The 18,207-nt window shown below is 67.1% G+C and carries 20 protein-coding genes; 10 read left to right on the top strand and 10 right to left on the bottom strand.

What is annotated here, in order from left to right; all coding sequences use genetic code 11:
• The first annotated feature begins 4 nt into the window (after positions 1-4).
• Genes I1A62_RS10575 through I1A62_RS10560 form a run of 4 tightly spaced genes read left to right on the top strand, consistent with a single transcriptional unit; the run spans position 5 to position 2,502 of the window.
• Positions 5-538 (top strand): hypothetical protein, encoded by a 534-nt coding sequence (locus tag I1A62_RS10575; RefSeq protein ID WP_095863720.1) that lies wholly within the window; start codon positions 5-7, stop codon positions 536-538.
• Positions 539-584: 46 nt separating this feature from the next.
• Entirely contained in the window at positions 585-1,283 is a 699-nt protein-coding gene (locus I1A62_RS10570) for a hypothetical protein (protein WP_219458675.1), read from the top strand.
• Complete coding sequence (locus I1A62_RS10565; RefSeq protein WP_124396381.1) at positions 1,280-1,939, top strand: hypothetical protein; 660 nt, start codon at positions 1,280-1,282, stop codon at positions 1,937-1,939. Before I1A62_RS10570 ends, I1A62_RS10565 begins: the two co-directional genes overlap by 4 nt.
• A 38-nt stretch (positions 1,940-1,977) precedes the next feature.
• Complete coding sequence (locus tag I1A62_RS10560; RefSeq protein ID WP_124396382.1) at positions 1,978-2,502, top strand: hypothetical protein; 525 nt, start codon at positions 1,978-1,980, stop codon at positions 2,500-2,502.
• Between the two features lie 57 nt (positions 2,503-2,559).
• On the opposite strand, the gene I1A62_RS10555 is transcribed toward I1A62_RS10560, so the two are convergent.
• The 5 genes from I1A62_RS10555 to I1A62_RS10535 all read right to left on the bottom strand — a co-directional run bounded on the left by I1A62_RS10555 (position 2,560) and on the right by I1A62_RS10535 (position 7,472).
• Positions 2,560-2,988: a tautomerase family protein gene (locus I1A62_RS10555; protein WP_219458674.1), complete on the bottom strand. Its 429-nt coding sequence runs from the start codon at positions 2,986-2,988 to the stop codon at positions 2,560-2,562.
• A gap of 28 nt (positions 2,989-3,016) precedes the next feature.
• Positions 3,017-3,769, bottom strand: coding sequence for an SDR family NAD(P)-dependent oxidoreductase (locus I1A62_RS10550; protein WP_219458673.1), 753 nt, complete (start codon positions 3,767-3,769; stop codon positions 3,017-3,019).
• A gap of 81 nt (positions 3,770-3,850) precedes the next feature.
• On the bottom strand, positions 3,851-5,320 hold the full coding sequence (locus tag I1A62_RS10545) for an aldehyde dehydrogenase (protein ID WP_219458672.1): 1,470 nt from the start codon (positions 5,318-5,320) through the stop codon (positions 3,851-3,853).
• 233 nt (positions 5,321-5,553) lie between these two features.
• Positions 5,554-6,597: a 4-hydroxy-2-oxovalerate aldolase gene (dmpG, locus tag I1A62_RS10540; RefSeq protein ID WP_219458671.1), complete on the bottom strand. Its 1,044-nt coding sequence runs from the start codon at positions 6,595-6,597 to the stop codon at positions 5,554-5,556.
• Positions 6,594-7,472, bottom strand: coding sequence for an acetaldehyde dehydrogenase (acetylating) (locus I1A62_RS10535; RefSeq protein WP_219458670.1), 879 nt, complete (start codon positions 7,470-7,472; stop codon positions 6,594-6,596). The genes dmpG and I1A62_RS10535 overlap by 4 nt, the downstream gene beginning before the upstream one ends.
• Before the next feature lie 495 nt (positions 7,473-7,967).
• Here I1A62_RS10535 and I1A62_RS10530 point away from each other — a divergent pair, with 495 nt between their 5' ends.
• The 5 genes from I1A62_RS10530 to I1A62_RS10510 all read left to right on the top strand — a co-directional run bounded on the left by I1A62_RS10530 (position 7,968) and on the right by I1A62_RS10510 (position 12,873).
• Positions 7,968-9,053, top strand: coding sequence for a VOC family protein (locus I1A62_RS10530; RefSeq protein WP_219458669.1), 1,086 nt, complete (start codon positions 7,968-7,970; stop codon positions 9,051-9,053).
• 327 nt (positions 9,054-9,380) lie between these two features.
• Positions 9,381-10,199 (top strand): alpha/beta hydrolase, encoded by an 819-nt coding sequence (locus I1A62_RS10525; RefSeq protein WP_219458668.1) that lies wholly within the window; start codon positions 9,381-9,383, stop codon positions 10,197-10,199.
• A gap of 43 nt (positions 10,200-10,242) precedes the next feature.
• Complete coding sequence (locus I1A62_RS10520) at positions 10,243-11,460, top strand: cytochrome P450 (protein WP_219458667.1); 1,218 nt, start codon at positions 10,243-10,245, stop codon at positions 11,458-11,460.
• Between the two features lie 51 nt (positions 11,461-11,511).
• The gene (locus I1A62_RS10515; protein WP_124396216.1) at positions 11,512-11,706 is read left to right on the top strand and encodes a ferredoxin; all 195 of its coding nucleotides are present in this window, start codon (positions 11,512-11,514) and stop codon (positions 11,704-11,706) included.
• 3 nt (positions 11,707-11,709) lie between these two features.
• On the top strand, positions 11,710-12,873 hold the full coding sequence (locus I1A62_RS10510) for an NAD(P)/FAD-dependent oxidoreductase (protein ID WP_124396217.1): 1,164 nt from the start codon (positions 11,710-11,712) through the stop codon (positions 12,871-12,873).
• A 65-nt stretch (positions 12,874-12,938) separates the two neighbouring features.
• Here the strand turns inward: I1A62_RS10510 and I1A62_RS10505 are convergent, their stop codons facing one another.
• The 5 genes from I1A62_RS10505 to I1A62_RS10485 form a co-directional block, all read right to left on the bottom strand.
• Entirely contained in the window at positions 12,939-13,931 is a 993-nt protein-coding gene (locus I1A62_RS10505; protein ID WP_124396218.1) for a helix-turn-helix domain-containing protein, read from the bottom strand.
• A 183-nt stretch (positions 13,932-14,114) separates the two neighbouring features.
• Positions 14,115-15,377, bottom strand: a complete 1,263-nt coding sequence (locus I1A62_RS10500) for an acyl-CoA dehydrogenase family protein (protein ID WP_124396219.1) — start codon at positions 15,375-15,377, stop codon at positions 14,115-14,117.
• A 126-nt stretch (positions 15,378-15,503) separates the two neighbouring features.
• Positions 15,504-15,701, bottom strand: coding sequence for a tautomerase family protein (locus I1A62_RS10495; protein ID WP_095863736.1), 198 nt, complete (start codon positions 15,699-15,701; stop codon positions 15,504-15,506).
• Positions 15,702-15,705: 4 nt separating this feature from the next.
• Positions 15,706-16,512, bottom strand: a complete 807-nt coding sequence (locus tag I1A62_RS10490; RefSeq protein WP_124396221.1) for a 2-keto-4-pentenoate hydratase — start codon at positions 16,510-16,512, stop codon at positions 15,706-15,708.
• A complete protein-coding gene (locus tag I1A62_RS10485) occupies positions 16,509-17,306 on the bottom strand; it encodes a 2-keto-4-pentenoate hydratase (RefSeq protein WP_095863738.1) in 798 nt (265 codons plus the stop codon). The genes I1A62_RS10490 and I1A62_RS10485 overlap by 4 nt, the downstream gene beginning before the upstream one ends.
• 105 nt (positions 17,307-17,411) lie before the next feature.
• On the opposite strand from I1A62_RS10485, the gene I1A62_RS10480 reads away from it, so the two are divergent.
• Entirely contained in the window at positions 17,412-18,206 is a 795-nt protein-coding gene (locus I1A62_RS10480) for an IclR family transcriptional regulator (RefSeq protein ID WP_124396222.1), read from the top strand.
• The last annotated feature ends 1 nt before the right edge of the window (position 18,207 follow it).

Raw genomic sequence — 18,207 nt, 5'->3', positions numbered from 1 at the left:
TATTGTGATCTTCTTCGGACGCCGCGGTGGCCCGGCACGCATGGTCCTCGCGATCGTCGCGGTCGGTGTCCTGGGACTGCTGACCTTCGTCGTGTACAACCTCAATCACCGACTCGACAATCAGCAGCAGGTCAACGTGACCAGCATCGGTGTCTCTCAGGACATCGTCGACGTCAACGACAAACTGACCGGACAACTGCAGCAGTTGACCGAACTCACGCACACCGCACAAACCGCACTGGATTCCACACAGGCGCTCGGGCCGCTTCTGACCAAACTCGACGAGGCCATCACCCCCGCCGCGGCGATGCTCGCCCAGGGAACGTCGGGGGCGCAGATGACCAACGAACAGTTGCAGAACATCCAGTCCATTCTCGGTGAGGTCCAGAACACGGTGCTGCCCTTGGTGTCATCCGCCGAAGCGTTCGGTGCACAGGGCCGCGATCTCCTCGCGATCGTGCAGGGCCTGGTGAGCGATCTGGAGGGGTCGGTGGCGGCGGCACAGACGATCAACCAGATGCTGCCCCTGCCCGGATAGACCGCCACCGCCCGAACCGCCCATCCCTTCTCCGACTGGACGTGATATGCAGCAGGGCAACACTTTGTCTCCAGCATCTCTCTCGCGCCGAGGCCTGGCCGGCTATCAGCGCTTCGACATACCGACCTCGGCGCTGCCTGAACGAAAGAGCCCGCCGACCCACCCCCCAGGTGCATCCGGGCCGACACAGACGCGGTACGCCGTCGTCACCGAGTGGTGTGGCCGCGCCGCGGCCGTCACCGCCGTCGTCCTCTTCGGGATGGTCTTGCTGACCATCCACAAGGGCCTCCTCGTGCAAGACAGTGCACGCACCGTGGTCGACAACTTCCGGGTGACGAACGAGTTCTTCGCCCAGCGAGCAGATCTCACCGCGCCCGCCACCGCGCGCAAACAACTCGACGAACTCAACGGAGTCCTGGCACAACTGAATTCCGCAGCAGCTACGGACGTCGACCACCTCGCCGCGCTGCTGCCCAACGCCCAGGCGCTCGTCGCAGCAGGCCAGGGCGACACCCAGATCGCGGGTCAGCTCGAATCGGTCGCGACCACCCTGCAAGGGTCGGCCGCCTCGCTGCACCAGGTCTCCGCGGACGCGAACACCACGGTTTCGACCGTCAACGACGAACTCACCCGAGCACTCGACCTGACCACTCAGCTCAATTCGGAACTGACCCGCACGGCGAACAAACTCGCACTCGTGCCCGCTTCCGACGCGTTCATCCCCGCACCGGAAGGAAATCGATGATCTCGAAAAAGACATGGTCTCTCGTTGTGCTGGTCCTGGGCGTCGTTCCGGCCGTGGTCCTGTGCGCGCTGAACGGCTTCTTCCCGGCGTTGCGCGACGTCAGCGATCCGCTGGGCCGCCCCTCTGCGTTGAGCCTCGAACTCATCGACTCCGCGGGCCAGTTCGATTCTCTGTCCGCTCTCCTGCTTCCCAAGCACGCCCAACTGGCAACCGATATCCAGACGCTCACTCCGCTCGCCGACGATCTGGAAGGACTCACCACCAAGGCCGGTGAACTTTCCGGTTTGGCGAAGACCGTCAATGCCTCCACCTCGTCTGTCGGAGCCACCGCACAACCGCTGCCCGATCTCGTGGCCTCGGTGACCGCTCGCGCCGACCAGGCGAGTCCGACCGTGGCCGGACTGTCCACCGCGGTCGGGTCGGTGACCACCCAATTGGAAGGTATTCATCAAGGATTGACGACGGTGGGCGGCTCACTGGGCGAACTCGGGCCGAAGGCCTCGGCGATCGCCGCCACCTTGTCGGTCATCCGGGAGGAGGCTGCGCACGTTCAGGAGTTCGGGCCCCTTCTCGCGGTCATCGGTCCGCCGGTCAACGACCTGAATCTGCCCCCGCTGGGCGTTGCACCCACACCGGCGTCTGCGCCCCCCGCATGACGGCGCACCACGGATCCTTTCGAAAGGCGGAATCCTCGATGCTTCGGCTCTCCTGGGCAGTTGCCCTCGCATTCACTATCGCCGTACTTGCCGGCATCCTCATCGTCACCCGCGATCTGAACATCTCGAACGACATCTTCAAGGACGGAGTGGCGCAGGCGAAGATCGTCGACAGCACCACCGACCAAGCACTGGACGGAGCACAGCAACTACCGCCCGCCAATGCGGCGATCAACAACAGCATGCCCCATGTGGTCGGGGTACTGGACTCACTGACCCGGGCCGACCAGACTCTCGGCTCGCTCGGGGACCAGCTGGCCGCCCTCGGGACCGCTCTGCAATCCGCGGACGCACCGCTCGTGGGCATCATCGGTGCCGGACAGGCGGCGACGGATCAGGCCAATGCCGCGGCAGCGCCGGCCGCGTCGATCGTCACCACGCTCAGCGAAGCCGACGCCAAGGTGAAGGCACTCGGTCCGCTGCTCGACCAATCCCTCGCCCTCGGGCAGACGATCGACTCGAAGCTGCGCATCTCTCTTCTCCTACCGAAAGTCCCCAAGTAGAAAACACCCGCGACAAACGACGCGAGGGCATCGGCGGCTGATCGCGCCGCCGATGCCCTAGCTCGGGGTTTTCGCCGCGCCGGCGCGACCGGCGATCTCACTGGCACGGGTCGTCGCGGCGGCGGTCCCCGCGATCGCCCAGTTCGCCGGGTCGACCTCGACGATCTGTCCGCGCACGAGCGAGCGCTGCGCACCGAGGAGGTCGACGATCAGATCGGTGAAGCGCGCCGCGAGTTCCTGTCGTTGCGTCGCGGGGCGGCCGGCGAGCACGATCGCGGTGAAGTACGGCGCGGGCGGTGCCCCTGCTCCGACGACGGTCCCCGCGACAGCGACGTCGTCGGGGTGGTATCGGACGATGAAGGCCCGTATTCGTTCGAGTGGGGAGCCGAGGACCTCGGAATAGCAGCGACTCGCGGCAGTGAGCAGTTCCCGGTGCTGCTCGGGCGTGTAAGCGCCGTCGACGAGGTGGAAGTGGGCGACGGGCATGGGCCGCAATTCCTTTCGGTTGAAGTGGTCAGGCGATTCCGTGGCGGGTTCCGCCGTCGACGTTGAGCACCGAACCGTGCAGGACCGCGGCCTCGGGGGCGAGCAGCGTCTCGACGATCCAGCCGATCTCGCCGAGCGTGGGCAGCCGGCCGAGGGTGGTCTTCGCGCGGTACCGCTCCCAGATCTCCTCCGCATCCCGCCCGGTTTCCGCGGACTCCGTCTCGACGAAGGCGCGGAGCCTCGGCGTATCCACCGGTCCCGGAGCGATCGTGTGCGTGGTGACACCCTTCGGACCGTACAGAGCGCTGAGCTGGCGCATCAGGTTGAACACGGCGGCGTTGGCCGTGCCCGGTGCGGCATCGAAGGGACCGGGTTCGAGGCCGAGCGAACCGGCGATGGTCACGAACCGGGACCCGTCGACGAGCTGGCCACGTACGGCATGCAGCAATCGCAGCAGTCCGCCGACCTTGATGTTCGTCGCCACGGCCACGTCGCCCGGCGGGATCGTGTCGGCGGAGCCCCGCACCGGCAGGCCGGCGGCGAACAGCGCCAGCCGGACGGGTGAATCCACGTGAGCGGAGATGGTTTCGATCGCGTCGTCGTGGGCGACGTCAGCGGTGCAGGGGACGATGCGCTCGTCCGCTGCGGCGAGCTTTTCGAGGTCGTCGGTGCGACGGGCGACGGCGAGGACCCGCAGCCCGCGGCGGGCCAGGCGCAGGGTGATCTCGGTGCCCATCGCACCGGTCGCACCCACGACGACGCAGAGTTCCGGTGATGTCACGGCAGTGTTCTCCTCGGAAGGAAAAGGCGAGCGGCCGGAGCGGTGAGATACCCGCTCCGGCCGCTCGTGGACGACAGGGAATCAGCTGCGCAGCCGGATGGTGACCGCCCGCGGTTCGGTGAAGAACTCGCGGGAGTACTGGCCGCCCTCACGGCCGAGGCCACTGCTTCCTTCACCGCCGAACGGCAACCGGAGGTCGCGCTCGAAGAAGGTGTTGATCCACACCGTGCCGGCCTTCCAGCGGGCGGCCATGCGGTGGGCGCGGTTGAGGTTGTCGGTGAACAGCATGCCGGCGAGTCCGTACGGGGAGTCGTTGGCGATGCGCAGCGCCTCGTCCTCGGTGTCGAAGCCTAGAACCGTTTCGACGGGGCCGAAGATCTCCTCACGCGCGGTGCGCGAGTCGTTGGTGAGCCCGGTGATGACGGTCGGTGGGTAGTAGAAGCCCTTGGCGCGGGCGTCGTCGGTGAGCCGGGACCCGCCGGTGACGATCTTGCCGCCTTCCTCCTGCGCGAGTTCGACGTAGCTGTGTACCTTCTCGAGGTGCTTCTCCTCGATGAGCGGGCCGACGAAGTTCGCGGGGTCCTTCGGGTCGCCCACGGTGAGGTTACGGGCCTGTTCGGCGAACCGGTCGAGGAACTCGTCCATGATCGAGTTCTGCACCAGCAGGCGCGACCCGGACAGGCATACCTGCCCGTTGCCGCCGAAGATGGCGCGGATGGCCATCGGGACGGCGATGTCGAGGTCGGCGTCGTCGAAGACGATGTTCGCGGACTTGCCGCCCATCTCCGCCGAGACCGGGGTGTGGTTGACCGCAGCCGCCTGCAGGATCTTCACGCCGGTAGCGCTCGACCCGGTGAACGTGATCCGGTCGACCCGCGGGTCCGCGGTGAGTGGACCGGCGACGGCCTCGCCGCCGAATCCGTGGACCACGTTGAGGACGCCCTCCGGGAGGCCGGCCTCGAGGGCGAGTTCGGCGAACCGGTGCGCGGTGAGCGGCGTCTGCGGTGCGGGCTTGAGGACCGTGGTGTTACCGAAGGCCAAGGCGGGGGCGATCTTCCACGTCGCGAGCATCAGCGGCGCGTTCCAGGGGCTGATCGCGGACACCACCCCAGCGGGCGGGTACAGGACGTAGGAGAGCAGGTCCCCGTCCGGGTAGGCCTCGTTGGCGGCCATGGACACGTAGTCGGCGAAGAACCGCAGGTTGTGCGCGACCCGCGGGATTTCGGCGTGCAGGGACTGGTTGATGCTCTTGCCGCCGTCGCGGGTCTCGATCTGGGCCAGTTCCTCGCGGTGTTCGTCGACCTTGTCGGCGACCGCGTGCAGGATCTTCGCACGCTCCTTCGGCGACATCTGCGGCCACGGACCGTCGTCGAACGCCTTCCGCGCCGCGGAGACTGCGTCGGTTCCATCGGCGGCCGTTCCCTGGGGGACGGTGCCGAGCAGGGAGCCGTCGTGCGGGTCGCGAGTTTCGAACGTCGCGCCGTCCGATGCGGGACGCCAGTCGCCACCGATGAGGTGCTTGACGTCGGAAATTTCCGGTACTGCGGTCATGTGCTCTCCTGTTGAATCAGGCTGGGACCCAATAGCCTTCAGATCCTGATGTGGCCGCGGCGATGCGCGGCATGTCATACACGGTGTCTGTGACTTACGACACTACGAGTTGCGCTCCGTGCACACCATGGCTTCACGCGCACATCGCGTGGTCTCCAGGCGCACGGCAACGGCACGGGACGTCCGAGGAAGGGGTGCTCGCAGACCCTCGTCCCGAGCACCCCTTCACTCGATCAGGATCCCGCCATCGCCGGAGTCTCGTAGGTGCGGCCGGCCAGTTCCGAGGCGACGTCGATGATCATGTCTTCCTGACCGCCGATGACGCCGCGGCGGCCCAGCTCCATGAGGATGTCGCGGGCGGGGACGCCGAACTTCTTCGCGGCCCGCTTGGTGGGGTGGAAGAAGGTGGAGTACACCCCGGCGTAGCCGAGGATCAGGGCGGTCTCGTCGACGATCTGCGGTTCCTTCATCAGCGGCGCGACGACGTGCTCGGCGGTGTCGATGAGCGGGAACAGGTCGACCCCGGTGTCCCAGCCGGCCCGCTCGAAGGCGGCGGCGAGGACCTCGGTCTGCGCGTTGCCGGCGCTGGCACCGAGCCCGCGCAGGGACCCGTCGATGTAGGTGGCCCCGTTCTCGGCGGCGGTGAGTGCGTTGGCGATTCCGACGCCGAGGTTGTTGTGGGCGTGGAATCCGATGTCCGCGGTGATCGCCTGCCGCAGGGCGGCGACCCGGTCACCGGCGTGCTGGGGCACCATGGCGCCGGCGGAGTCGACGACGTAGACGACGTCGGCGCCGTAGGAGTCGAGTTTGGCGGCCTGCTCGGCGAGCGGTTCGGGCGCGAGTTTGTGGCTCATCATCAGGAACGTCATCACGGTCAGGCCCTGCTCCTTGGCCCACTCCACCGGCTGCTGCCCGCAGTCGGCCTCGGTGCAGTGCACCGCGACGCGGACGGTCTTGATGCCGGCGTCGATGGCCTTCTGCAGTTCGGCCAGGGTCGCGATACCGGGGACGTACAGGGCGGCGATGTCGGCGTTCTCGACGGCGTCGACGGCGGCGCGCACGTAGTCCGGGTCGGTGGCGGCGGCGAACCCGTACTGGATGGACGAGGCGCCGAGTCCGATGCCGTGGGCGACCTCGATGGTGCCGACACCGGCCTTGTCCAGTCCGCGGGCGATGTCCGCGACGTTCTGCGGGGTGAACTGGTGCGAGACCGAGGACATGCCGTCGCGCAGGGTGGTGTCGACGATCGTGATCTTCTTCTGGGCGGGGGTATTCACTGTGCTGCTCCCTGGACGAGGTTCTGCTGGGCCATGACGTCGGCGACCTGGACGGCGGCCGCGGTGATGATGTCGAGGTTGCCGGCGTAGGTGGGCAGGAAGTCGCCGGCGCCGACGACCTCGAGCATGACGGTGACCAGGTCGCCGTCGACGTCGACCAGGCGCAACGAGTAGCCGGGGACGTACTGCTGCACCTTGGCGACCATGTCGATCACGGCGCGCTCGATGGCGGCGGCGTCGGGGTTGCGGACCTTGGCGTAGACGGTGTCGCGCATGTTCATCGGCGGTTCGGCCGGGTTGATCACCGAGATCGCCTTGGCGCGGTCGGCGCCGGCGACCTGGGCCAGCGCCTTGCCGGTCTTCTCGCTGAATTCGCTGAGGTTCTGGCGGGTGCCGGGCCCGGCGCTGTGGGAGGCGATGGCGGCGACGATCTCGCCGTAGGAGGCGTCGGCGACCTCGTTGATGGCGTAGAGGATGGGGATGGTGGCCTGGCCGGCGCAGCTGACCATGTTCACGTTGGGGGCGCTCAGGTGCGCGTCGAGGTTGACTGCGGGGACCACGTACGGGCCGACCGAGGCCGGGGTGAGGTCGATGGCGGTGATCCCGGCCTCGGCGTAGCGCGGTGCGGCGGCGGCGTGGATCTTCGCGGACGTGGCCTCGAAGACGATGTCGGGCAGCTCGGGCTGGGACAGCAGCCAGTCCACCCCGCCGGCGGAGGCTTCGAGGCCTTCCTGCCGGGCGCGGGCCAGGCCTTCGCTGGCGGGGTCGATGCCCACCATGAAGCGGGGTTCGACGTGCTCGGACCGCAGCAGCTTGTACATCAGATCCGTACCGATGTTGCCGGAGCCGATAATCGCGGCGCTCTTGCGACTCATTGTGTGCCTCTCGCTCATATCTGCCTGTGCCGACAGAACCTGGTGCGTCGAAATGTGGTGGAGTGCCCGCATGCGGTCTGCGCGTAAATCGCGCTCACACCCCACCGAAGTCCCTTTCGAGACAACCACCGATGCGCTGCGGTGGGTCCGATGGTCGGAATACCCGAACAGCACCCCGGTGTGGGACCGCCCCGATCCGGATTAATCGGAGATCGGGCCGAGACATGCTGGTCACGGACGTAGTGGCGATGCTCGGCGACCGAACGTCGGGGCGGATGCGGTGCGCCTGGAGGCAAAACGATGTGCGCCTGGAGCCATGGCTCGACGCCGCCACGGCTCGTAGTGTTCTAGGCCACAGGCAGTCACAACCGCGACAGCGGTCACCGCCGGTTTCAAGGGCCCGGACGTATCCCCGCCCGAGTCCCGTATCCACCACAAACGTCGCCGGCGAACACGGCCCACCGCGGTCGTGGCGGCGCGACAAAGGAGAACGACATGAGTGACTCTCGGTTCGAGATTTCCCATCTCGCCCGTGCCGAACTGCTGAGCCCCAAGCCGCAGGAAACGGTGGACTTCTTCACCAAGTTCCTCGGGATGTACATCACCCACACCGAGGGGCAATCGGTCTACCTGCGCGCCTACGAAGACCCGTACCAGTGGAGCCTGAAGGTCACCGAATCCACCCAGGCCGGACTCGGCCACGCCGCACTGCGCACCAGCTCCCCGGAAGCCCTCGAACGCCGGGCCGCATCACTCAAGGACGCCAACGTCGACGGAGCATGGCGCGAGAGCGACTTCGGGTACGGCAAGACCTTCACCTACCAGTCCCCGGACGGGCACAACCTGGAACTGCTGTGGGAGGTCGAGAAGTACCAGGCCCCGCCGGAGCTGCAGTCCAAGATCCTCACCCGCCCGTCGAAGAAGCCGCTGCAGGGCATTCCCGTCAAGCGCATCGACCACCTCAACCTGCTCGCCAGCGACGTCAGCGCGGTGAAGAACTCCTTCGAACGCCACCTCGGGTTCCGCACCACCGAACGCGTCGTCGACGGCGACACCGAGATCGGTGCCTGGATGAGCTCGAACATCCTCGGCCACGAGGTCGCCTGTCTGCGGGACGCGCAGGGCGAACGCGGCAAGATGCACCACCTCGCGTTCTACTACGGCACCGGTCAGCACAACATCGACGCGGTCGAGATGTTCCGCGACTACGACATTCGCATCGAGGCCGGCCCCGACAAGCACGGCATCACCCAGGCCCAGTTCCTCTACGTCTTCGAACCCGGCGGCAACCGCATCGAGCTGTTCGGTGAGGTCGGGTACCTGCACCTCGATCCCGACGGCGAGACCAAGACCTGGCAGATGTCCGACATCGACACCGGCCTGGCGATCGGCGGCGCGAAGCTTCCGTGGGAGACCTACTTCACCTACGGCACCCCCAGCCCGCTCTCGCTCGACCAGCACATCGAGAAGTACGCGCACTTCGGCCCCGACGGACCCACCCCCGACGCGGCAGCAGCCGAGCAGACGATCCCGGACGAGATCGACCAGCCCCGCGCCGTCGCCGGCGCACCCGCGTCCTGATACGCACGTGGCTGTGATCGGAACCCCGGTCACACCCACGTGATTCCACCGGAAACGCGACGGACCACTTGGTCCGTCGCGTTTCCTCGTGTGTGAGCGCAGCCTTGCACCGATTTTCTCGAGCACGGGTCGCCCCAGTCGCAGCCGTGCGCCTGAATGCCAAATGATGTGCGCCTGACGCCATGGCACACCTACGCGGCGGCTCGTAGTGTTGTGGATCACAGGCACAAACCGCGAATGACCTTCGCGACAGGCTCGACATCGTCGGAACCAAGCACGACGAGCCCCTGCCGACTCGCACACCTGACCTTCTGGAAAGGCCTCTTCATGAATGACGTTCAAGTGCAGTCCAATCTGCGCGTCGCCGAGGTGGACGGCTTCGAGATCGCCGTCGATCTGTACCGCCCGGACATCGACAACCCGCCGGCGGTGATCTACCTCCACGGGGGCGGATGGCAGCTCGGCGACAAGAAGGACGGCGCCGACGACCGCCTCGCGCGACTGGCCTCGTACGGCGTCGCCGTGGTGTCCGCGAACTACCGTCTCGCGCCGCAGGGTTCGTATCCGAACCCGATTCACGACGTCAAGGCCGTCGTGCGGTGGCTGCGCGCACACGGAGCCGAGCTCGGGGTCTCCACCGACCGGATCGGGGTCTGGGGCGCATCGGCAGGTGCGTACCTGGCCACCATGGTCGGGCTGACCCCCGGCGACGAGGAACTCGAAGGTGTCGTCGGCGACGATCTCGATCAGTCCAGCCGGGTCGACGCAGTCGTCCACTGGTTCGGACCGTCCGACCTGGCCGCCAACGCAGGCCGCAGCTGGATCGAAAGCCATCTTCTCCCACCGCCGTTCGAGAACGCCCTGCTCGGTGAGAACGAGGTCTCGGCGCCGTCGGACACCTCGTGGAACGCCAGCCCACTCAGCCGCGTGACCGCTCTGGCCCCGCCGTTTCTGATCGCGCACGGTGATCGTGACCGGATCACGTTGTCCTCGCAGAGCCACGCACTGCACGACGCCCTGGTCAGCACGGGCGCCCGGTCCACCCTTCTCGTGCTCGGTGGCGCGGGCCACGAAGGCCCCGAGTTCGATCAACCCGATCACCTCGGCATCACGGCAGCCTTCCTCTCCGCGCACCTTCGCGGCTGAACACCCAGAACTTAAATTTCGACGACATTCAAGGAGAAGAACAATGACGCAGGATGCAGCGGTCGAGCAGCAGCAACCGCCGGCCGGTATTCCGAGTTTCGACGACGATCTCCACGTCGACGAAGTGCTCGTAGATCCCTTCCCCACCTACGCGAAGCTGCGCGATGCCGGGCCGGTGGTCTGGCTCGAAAAATATGGGTACTACGCCTGCGCTCGCTACGACGAGGTGTCCGCGGTGCTCTCGGACTGGGAGACCTTCACCTCCCGTGAGGGCGTGGGGTTCAACCAGTTCTTCAACGGCATCACCGAGACCAGCCTGCAGACCGAGGGCGATCACCACGACGAGATCCGTCAGGTCGAGGGATGCCCCATCAAGAAGGGTCCGCTCGAAGAGCTCAAGCCGCGGCTGCAGGACTTCGCCGAGAACCTGGTCGAATCCCTGAAGGGCAAGGACAACCTCGACGGCGTCGCGGACGTGGCGATGGCGATGCCCATCGAGATCGTCACCGATCTGGTCGGTGTCGAGGGCGTCACCCAGGAGCAGATGTTCAAGTGGGGTGTCGCCGGATTCGACAGCATCGGCCCCCTGCACGCCCCGCGTACCCAGCCGGCCCTGGAAACGATGATGGGGTACATGGAGTTCGCCGACGAGAACTTCCCGAGCAATGTGCGTGAGGGTGGTTGGGCGGATCAGCTGTTCAAGAACGGTGCGGCCGTGGGGTGGCCCGAGGACTTCGCCCGCGGGGTGATGAACGACTACATCTACCCGAGCGTGGACAGCACCATCAGCGCGATCGGGATCGGCCTGCTGTTGTTCGCTCAGCACCCGGACCAGTGGGATCGCCTGCGCGCGGACCGTTCCCTGCTGACCAGCGCGATCCCCGAGATCGTGCGCCTGGCGTCGCCGTTGCAGTTCTTCACCCGGGTCGCGACGAAGGACACCGAGATCGCCGGAGTGGCTATTCCGGAGGGCTCGCGTGTGGTGGTGATGTACGGCTCCGCGAACAGGGACGAGCGCAAGTTCGAGAACCCCGATTCGTTCGACATCACTCGTGATCCGGCCGGTCACCTGGGGTGGGGGCGAGGGAAGCACGCATGCCTGGGGAAGCCGTTGGCGCGGTTGGAGATGATCACGTTGTTCAACGTGCTCGCCGACAACGTCGAACGCTTCCATGCCGGTAAGCACCGCTTCCAGCCCAACAACATCATCCGCAGCCTCGGGGAGCTCGAACTCTCCATCACCTGGGCCGACAAAAACTAGCTAGCCGGCGTTCCGACGTCGTCCCTATCGCATAGGGAAGGGAAAGAGAAGATGAAGATCCAGATCGAGTACGGAATGTGTGATGGTCACGGAGAGTGCGTCATCGCCGCCCCCGAGGTCTTCGACCTCAACGACGACGGCGACGAGGTGATCCTGCTGGACGAGAATCCCGCCGAGGAACTCCGAAACAAGGTCAACGCCGCAATCAAGCTCTGCCCCGTCGCTGCCATCCGCATCGAGGGGTGAGCCGTGACCAACACAGTGATCGTCGGCGGCGGCCTGGCCGGTCTCCGCGCAGCGCAGCGGCTCCGCGAGACCGGCACGTCCGAGCTGATCACCATCGTCGGCGACGAGAAGCATCGCCCGTACAATCGTCCGCCCCTGTCCAAGCAGCTGCTTGCCGGAACCATGTCCCCGGTGGAATGTGAATTCGACACCGCGGCTGACGACTTCGAATGGATCCTCGGTAACGCCGCGGCCGGACTGGATGTGGAGAACCGGCGGCTCAGTCTCACCGACGGCGAGATCGGTTACGACAAACTGATCATCGCGACCGGTAGGGGTGCGCGCACCCTTCCCGGCCTGCCGGAGCTGGACGGATTCCACGTGCTGCGCGGCCTCGACGACGCGATCGCCTTGCACACCGCGGCCCAGCACGCCGAGAATGTGGTCATCATCGGTGGCGGCTTCATCGGATGTGAGGTCGCGTCGAGCCTGCGCGTCAACGGGGTGGAATCGGTCACGATTGTCGAGCGTGCCGCCACGTTGATGCCCCTTCTCGGACCGGACATCGGCCGGTTCGCCGAGCGCCTGCACCGCGAGCACGGCGTGAACATCCACTGCAACACCTCGGTGACCCAGTTCCACGGGGAAAGCCGAGTCGAGCGGGTCGAACTCGACAACGGTCAGATCCTCGACGCCGATCTGGTCCTGCTCTCACTCGGATCGGTTCCCAACACCGACTGGTTGGCGGGGTCGGGTCTGGAACTGGACCAGGGGAGCGTGGTGTGCGACGAGTTCTGTCATGCATCAGGGCACCCGGACATCGTGGCAGTCGGGGACGTCGCATCCTGGACCCACCGCGGTGTCGGGAAGCGGGTCCGGATCGAGCACTGGTCGAACGCTGCCGACATGGGTGCGGCCGCGGCGGAGAATCTGTTCGCCGCGGTCGGTGGGAAGGCCCCCTACTCACCCATACCGACGTTCTGGACCGATCAGTACGATGTCAATTTCAAGGCGGCCGGATTCGTCACGATGGTCGACAGCTTCGTGCCGGTGGACACCGGCGTCGAGGGCAAGTGGAACTGGGACGGGCTGGGCGAGTCCGGGCTCGTCGCTGGTGTCACCGCGAACGACAACAAGGCCTTCCTGAAGTACCGGCGCACCATCGCCGGAGCGGGAACGAAACCCTGACACAGTGTCCGCAGCGCGCAGTCCCACCCCGCACTCGAGGGGTGGGACTGCGGCGTTTTGTCCAGTCAGCGCCGGCGGTACTGGCCGGGGCTCGCTCCGTAGAAAGTGCGGAACGACCGGCTGAAGTGCGAGATGTCCTTGAAACCCACCCGGCTGGCCAGGTCACTGATGGTGATGTCAGTGCTCAGCAAGATCATGCGAGCACGTTCGAGCCGAGCCTGAAGAAGCCACTCACTCGGCGTACTTCCGGTGCTCTGGAAGATCTTCTGCAGGTACCGAAGCGAGATTCCCAGCTCTGCGGCTGCTTCGGTGATGGACAGGTTCTCGTCGTGGAGCCGGGTCTTGAGCAGGTTCTGCGCCCGAAGCAGGTCCGCGGCGTGGGCTTGCTGCGTCGGACTGACCGTCCCAGCCGTATCGGCCAAGGCGGTCACGATCATGTCCAACGCGGAGGCCGACAGTGCAGCGGCCGGCGCATCGGGCACCGCGGCATCGAGGGCGGCGAGCTGCTGCAGGAACCTGCTGACGACGACGCCCGCACCGGAAGCGGCCGACACCGGCTGTGCCATCACGCGGTCGACGTCCCGCTCGGACATCCGCCCCAGCAGCAGCGGGCGGGGAACACGAACGACGATCTGCTCGAACCTTTGCGGAAAGTCGAACCTGAACGGCTGGCCGGCGTCGATGATCGCGAACGAGCCCTTGTCGAGCCAGATCGAGCGGTCGTGCTGCTCGATTCGTCCGGGACCTCCGGTCACCGCGCACAGAAAGTAGTCCTCGGAATCGGTGTCGCCGATCATCGCCGGTGTCCGCAGAACCGAATGTGCATGGGCGCGTACGGTGCTCAGGGACAGGTCCCCGAACTGGCGAGTGCTCAGTCTCGCCTCGAAGCGGCCGCTGCGCGACTCCCACTGCGGGTCCATCTCGCAGTAGGTCTCCGCGAGAGCGTCCGTCCACCACTCGCGGCCACCGGACATCTCCTGGCGCGCCGGCGTCGTGTTCACGGGCGGCGGGTTCTCCCCATCGGGGGCATCGTCGCCCTGATCGTCACGCGTTGACATCGCGGATCACCTCCTCAGGTGAACGCAGTGTTACACGCTCAAGGCTACCGGTTGGCCCTGAAAGGATTATCCGACGTAACAGGTACCCGCGGGGGCTGGTTGTTCGGATACCCCGAACATGGCCTGTGCCGCGCCGAACGTGGCCGTGCACCCGGGTCGGTGCGCGACCACGTCGGCTCCGGGTCAGCCGGTGATCTCTCGTCCGAAGATCTGCCGGGCGAGCACCCACTTCTGGACCTCGTTGGCGCCCTCGTAGATCTCACCGATCTTGCTGTCCCGGTAGAACGCCTCCACCGGCCCGTCGGTGTCGTCCGCGCCGAGGGACTGGGTGAATCCGAGCCCCCCGAAGGCCTGCACGGCGTCGCGGGCCATGTCCACGGAGATTTCGGTGCCGCGCAGTTTGGCCATCGCGGCCTCCGGTTCGGGGAAGGCGACACCGGAGTCGAGCCGCAGCGCCGCCTTCAGGTACAGGTCGCGGGCGGATTCGATGGCCGTGGCCCGGTCCGCCATCAGGAACTGCCAGTGCTGCTTGCCGGCCAGGGGGCCACCGAAGGCATGCCGTCGAGCGAGGTGCTGGGCGGTGTGGTCGAACGCCGCCTGGGCCATTCCCACCCCGGCCGCCGCGATGCCGATCCGTCCGTAGGTGAGGGTCTGCAGGGCGATCTTCAGCCCGCCGCCCTCCTCGCCGAGCAGCGCGTCGGCGTCCAGGTGCACCTGGTCGAGGATGACGTCCGCGGTGATCTGTCCCTTGTTGCCCAGCTTGCGGTCGGGGGTGCCGATGGTGACGCCCGGAGTATCGGTGGGCACGATGAAGGTGCTGAGCCGGGTGCCGGTGCGTGCCAGCACGACCACGAACGAGGCGACGGCGGAGTTCGTGATCCAGCGCTTGCGGCCGTGCAGGACCCAGCCGGTCGCCGTCCGGGTGGCCTCGGTGGTGACGGCGGCCGGGGACAGGTCGCTCGAGGCAGCCGGCTCGCTGGTGGCGAACGATCCGACGATCTCACCGGCGACCACCGGGGCGAGCCAGCGCTGCCGCTGCGCATCGGTGCCCTGGTTGACCGCATTGCCCGCGAGGATGCAGTGCACGTCGAAGATCGCGGCGACGCTGTTGGAGTAGTACGCGAGTTCCTCGACCGCGACGGCGGTTGCGGTGGCGCGGTGGGTGAGGTCGTCGCCGCCGACGTCACCGGCGAACGGGATACGGAACACTCCGGCCGAGGCGAGGGAGTCGAAGGCGTCGCGGGGGAAGCCGTCGATCCGTTCGTCGCCGCGGGCGATGCGGCTGGCAATCGGGGCGATCGTGTCCGCGGCGACCCGGCGTACCCGGCGGCGCACCTGCGCGATCTCGGGCGGGGAGAGCAGGTCGTGGTAAAGCCGGTCGGCGATGCGCGGAGGATCGTAGGTGTCGACGTCGGTATCAGCGTCGACGGCATGAATTGTGGTCACGAGGGCTCCCAGGAGAAAGATGGTTGTGTCCCTACTGGTCTACGGTCCCCGGCCGCCGCGGACAACGCGGTGTCGGCAATGCTGATCGGCCCCCGACTGCCGATCAGCATTGTCCAGTTACTCCGATCAGCGCGCCGCGCGCCGCTCGGCGATCGTGACGTCACCGGCAGCCCAGTGCGTCTCCGGAACTTCGCGGACGACGACGCGAATGTTGTCCTTCGGCGCCTCGATCGCCCGATGCGCGGCCTCGGTCAGTTCGTGGATCAGTGATCGGATCTGCTCCGGGGAACGGCCCAGTCCGATGGTGACATCGATGAACGGCATGCGGTTATCCTCCCGAGATGGTGATGGAGCCGAGCGAGGTGAAGTGCGCGGCTACCCGGGCACCGGGTTCGACCGCGACGGCGTCCGTCATCCCGCCGGTCAACACGACCCATCCGGCTTCGATGGCGTGCCCGCGCTCGGCCAGCGTGTTCGCCGCGAACGCGAGTGCTTCGGCCGGATGACCCTGCACGGCGGCGCCGGTCGCGGTGTCGACGATCTGGCCGTCGATCTCGAGTAAGCACGCCTCCAGGGCGAGGTCGAGATCCTCCGGTCGCCGCAGCACCGGGCCGGTAACGTACACGCCGGACGAGTTATTGTCTGCGACAGCGTCTTCGAGGGTGAACTTGAATCCGGCGTAACGGCTGTCGATGATCTCGATCGCCCCGAACACGTGATCGACCGCCGCCAGTGCCTGGGCGGCGGTGACTCCGGGCCCGGCGAGCCGGCGGCCCATCACGAACGCGATTTCCGGCTCCGCGCGCGGGTGGATGAGCCGGTTGCGGGGGACCGGGTCACCGGCAGGTAAAGCCATGACATCGGTCAGCCAGGCCACGGAGGGGGCGTCGACGCCCATCTGCCGCTGCTTCGCCCTGGAGGTCAGCCCCAGCTTGATGCCGGTGACGATCTCGCCGCGGGCCTTGCGGGCGGCGAGGGCGATGTCCTGCGCCTCGTAGGCCACGGGAAGGGTCAGGCCGGGCCACTCGGCGGACAGCGAGGTTCGCGAGGTGGTGGTGGCCTCGGCGTCGAGGAGGATGTCGGCGATGCGGCCGGCGCTCCAGTGCCGTTCGCTCGTCTGCTGTTCGCTGGTCACTGTTCTGCTCGCTCTCCGAGGATGGCGGACACGCTGCCGAGTCCGCTCATGTTGGCCACTATGGAATCGCCCGGCGAAATGGGGAACGCCTTGGTCATCGACCCCGGCAACACCACGTGGCCCGGTTCGAGGGTCACACCGAGTGGGCCGACAGTGTTGGCCAGCCACACCAGCGAATTCAGCGGGGAGCCGAGCACCGCGCCGCCGGCGCCGGTCGCCACCAGTTCACCGTTGATGTGCAGCGTGCAGCCGGTCAGGCGCAAATCGACGTCCCGCAACAGCACCGGACGACTCCCGAGAACGACTCCGCCGGAGGAGGCGTTGTCGGCGATGGTGTCGAAGATGCCGATCTTCCAGTCCCGGATCCGGGAGTCGACGATCTCGAGGGCGGGAAGGACGAACTCCACGGCACGGACCGCGTCCGCGATCGTGACCCCCGGCCCGGTCAGCGGGCGGCCGAGGACGAACGCGGTCTCCGGCTCGATCCGCGGCTGGATGTACGTCGCGGCCGGGATCGGCTGATGCTCGAGGTGGAACATGCTCGCCGTCAGGTGACCGAAGTCGGGCTGGTCCACCCCCATCTGCCGTTGGATCGCGGCGGACGCGAGCCCGACCTTGTGCCCCTTGACGGTGTCACCGTCTTTCTCCCACTGTTCGACCTGAGCCTGCGCGATGCGATAGGCGGTCGACAATTCCGCCTGCGCGAACTCGGGTGTCAACGGATCGATCGGCGTACCGCTGCGGTACGCCTCGAGCAGCCGCTGCGCGGCGCCTTGTACCTGGTCGGATGACATGAAGACCTCGGGCTTTCCTCGGAAGCGCCCCGCGTCGCTGTCGCAGCTCCGCCGGGGATGTGACCTGTTGCACTGAACTCCCACCATCGGGCACTATGGGCCGTTATGCAAGACGATTGTGCCGATGAACGGCACAGCACCTCGGGAACGACCGCCGCCGGCGACGCCGGCTCCATCGCCCGTGCGGTCGCCGTGCTCGACACCCTCGGCGCCGCCGACACCGCCCTCGGGGTCTCGGAGATCGCCCGCCGCTGCGGCCTGCCCAAGTCCAGCGTGCAGCGAATGCTCAAGGCGCTGCATGCGGCGAAGCTGCTCGAACGGGACGGCACCCGCTACCGGCTCGGGCTCAAACTGTTCGAACTCGGTCAGCACGTGCCCCGTCAGCGCGATCTGCGCGAGGCGGCCCGCCCGTTCATGGCCGACTTGCAGGAGGCGACGGGCCACTCCGTCCACTTCGCGGTCCTCGACGGTGACTGCGTGGTCTACCTCGAGGTTCTGCACAGCCCGAACTCCCCGCCGCTGCCGACCCGGATGGGCGGCCGGTGGCCCGCACACGGCACCGGCATCGGCAAGGCCATCCTCGCCTTCTCCGACCAGGCGGTTCTCGAGCACATCCTCGCCACCGGCCTCCCCCGCCTGAGCGAGCGGACCATCGTGGAGCCAGGCCGGTTCGCCGCCGAACTGACCCGGATCCGCGAACGCGGAGTTGCCTACGACTTGGAGGAGTCGCGGGCCGGGGTGGCCTGTGTGGCCAGCCCCGTCTTCGGGTTGGGCGGTCAGGTCGTCGCCGGAATCTCGGTGTCCGGGTGGCACACTCGCATCAACCTGGACCATTCGGCGGCCGCCGTCCGGACCGCCGCCCTGAGTCTGTCGCGGTACCTGTCGATGCGGTCGGGCTGAG

Origin of the sequence: Rhodococcus sp. USK10 (assembly GCF_019378875.1) — a bacterium.
GTDB classification, from domain to species: Bacteria; Actinomycetota; Actinomycetes; order Mycobacteriales; family Mycobacteriaceae; genus Rhodococcus_F; species Rhodococcus_F pseudokoreensis.
This window is presented reverse-complemented; position numbering and strand designations above follow the sequence as displayed.

Bases quoted from the DNA above. Each gene is read 5' to 3' on its own strand.
- I1A62_RS10565 (WP_124396381.1), top strand. From the start codon at position 1,280: ATGATCTCGAAAAAGACATGGTCTCTCGTTGTGCTGGTCCTGGGCGTC.
- I1A62_RS10480 (WP_124396222.1), top strand. From the start codon at position 17,412: ATGCAAGACGATTGTGCCGATGAACGGCACAGCACCTCGGGAACGACC.
- I1A62_RS10555 (WP_219458674.1), bottom strand. From the start codon at position 2,988: ATGCCCGTCGCCCACTTCCACCTCGTCGACGGCGCTTACACGCCCGAG.
- I1A62_RS10520 (WP_219458667.1), top strand. From the start codon at position 10,243: ATGACGCAGGATGCAGCGGTCGAGCAGCAGCAACCGCCGGCCGGTATT.
- I1A62_RS10505 (WP_124396218.1), bottom strand. From the start codon at position 13,931: ATGTCAACGCGTGACGATCAGGGCGACGATGCCCCCGATGGGGAGAAC.
- I1A62_RS10535 (WP_219458670.1), bottom strand. From the start codon at position 7,472: ATGAGTCGCAAGAGCGCCGCGATTATCGGCTCCGGCAACATCGGTACG.
- I1A62_RS10530 (WP_219458669.1), top strand. From the start codon at position 7,968: ATGAGTGACTCTCGGTTCGAGATTTCCCATCTCGCCCGTGCCGAACTG.
- I1A62_RS10560 (WP_124396382.1), top strand. From the start codon at position 1,978: ATGCTTCGGCTCTCCTGGGCAGTTGCCCTCGCATTCACTATCGCCGTA.
- I1A62_RS10525 (WP_219458668.1), top strand. From the start codon at position 9,381: ATGAATGACGTTCAAGTGCAGTCCAATCTGCGCGTCGCCGAGGTGGAC.
- I1A62_RS10545 (WP_219458672.1), bottom strand. From the start codon at position 5,320: ATGACCGCAGTACCGGAAATTTCCGACGTCAAGCACCTCATCGGTGGC.
- I1A62_RS10515 (WP_124396216.1), top strand. From the start codon at position 11,512: ATGAAGATCCAGATCGAGTACGGAATGTGTGATGGTCACGGAGAGTGC.
- I1A62_RS10485 (WP_095863738.1), bottom strand. From the start codon at position 17,306: ATGTCATCCGACCAGGTACAAGGCGCCGCGCAGCGGCTGCTCGAGGCG.
- I1A62_RS10570 (WP_219458675.1), top strand. From the start codon at position 585: ATGCAGCAGGGCAACACTTTGTCTCCAGCATCTCTCTCGCGCCGAGGC.
- I1A62_RS10495 (WP_095863736.1), bottom strand. From the start codon at position 15,701: ATGCCGTTCATCGATGTCACCATCGGACTGGGCCGTTCCCCGGAGCAG.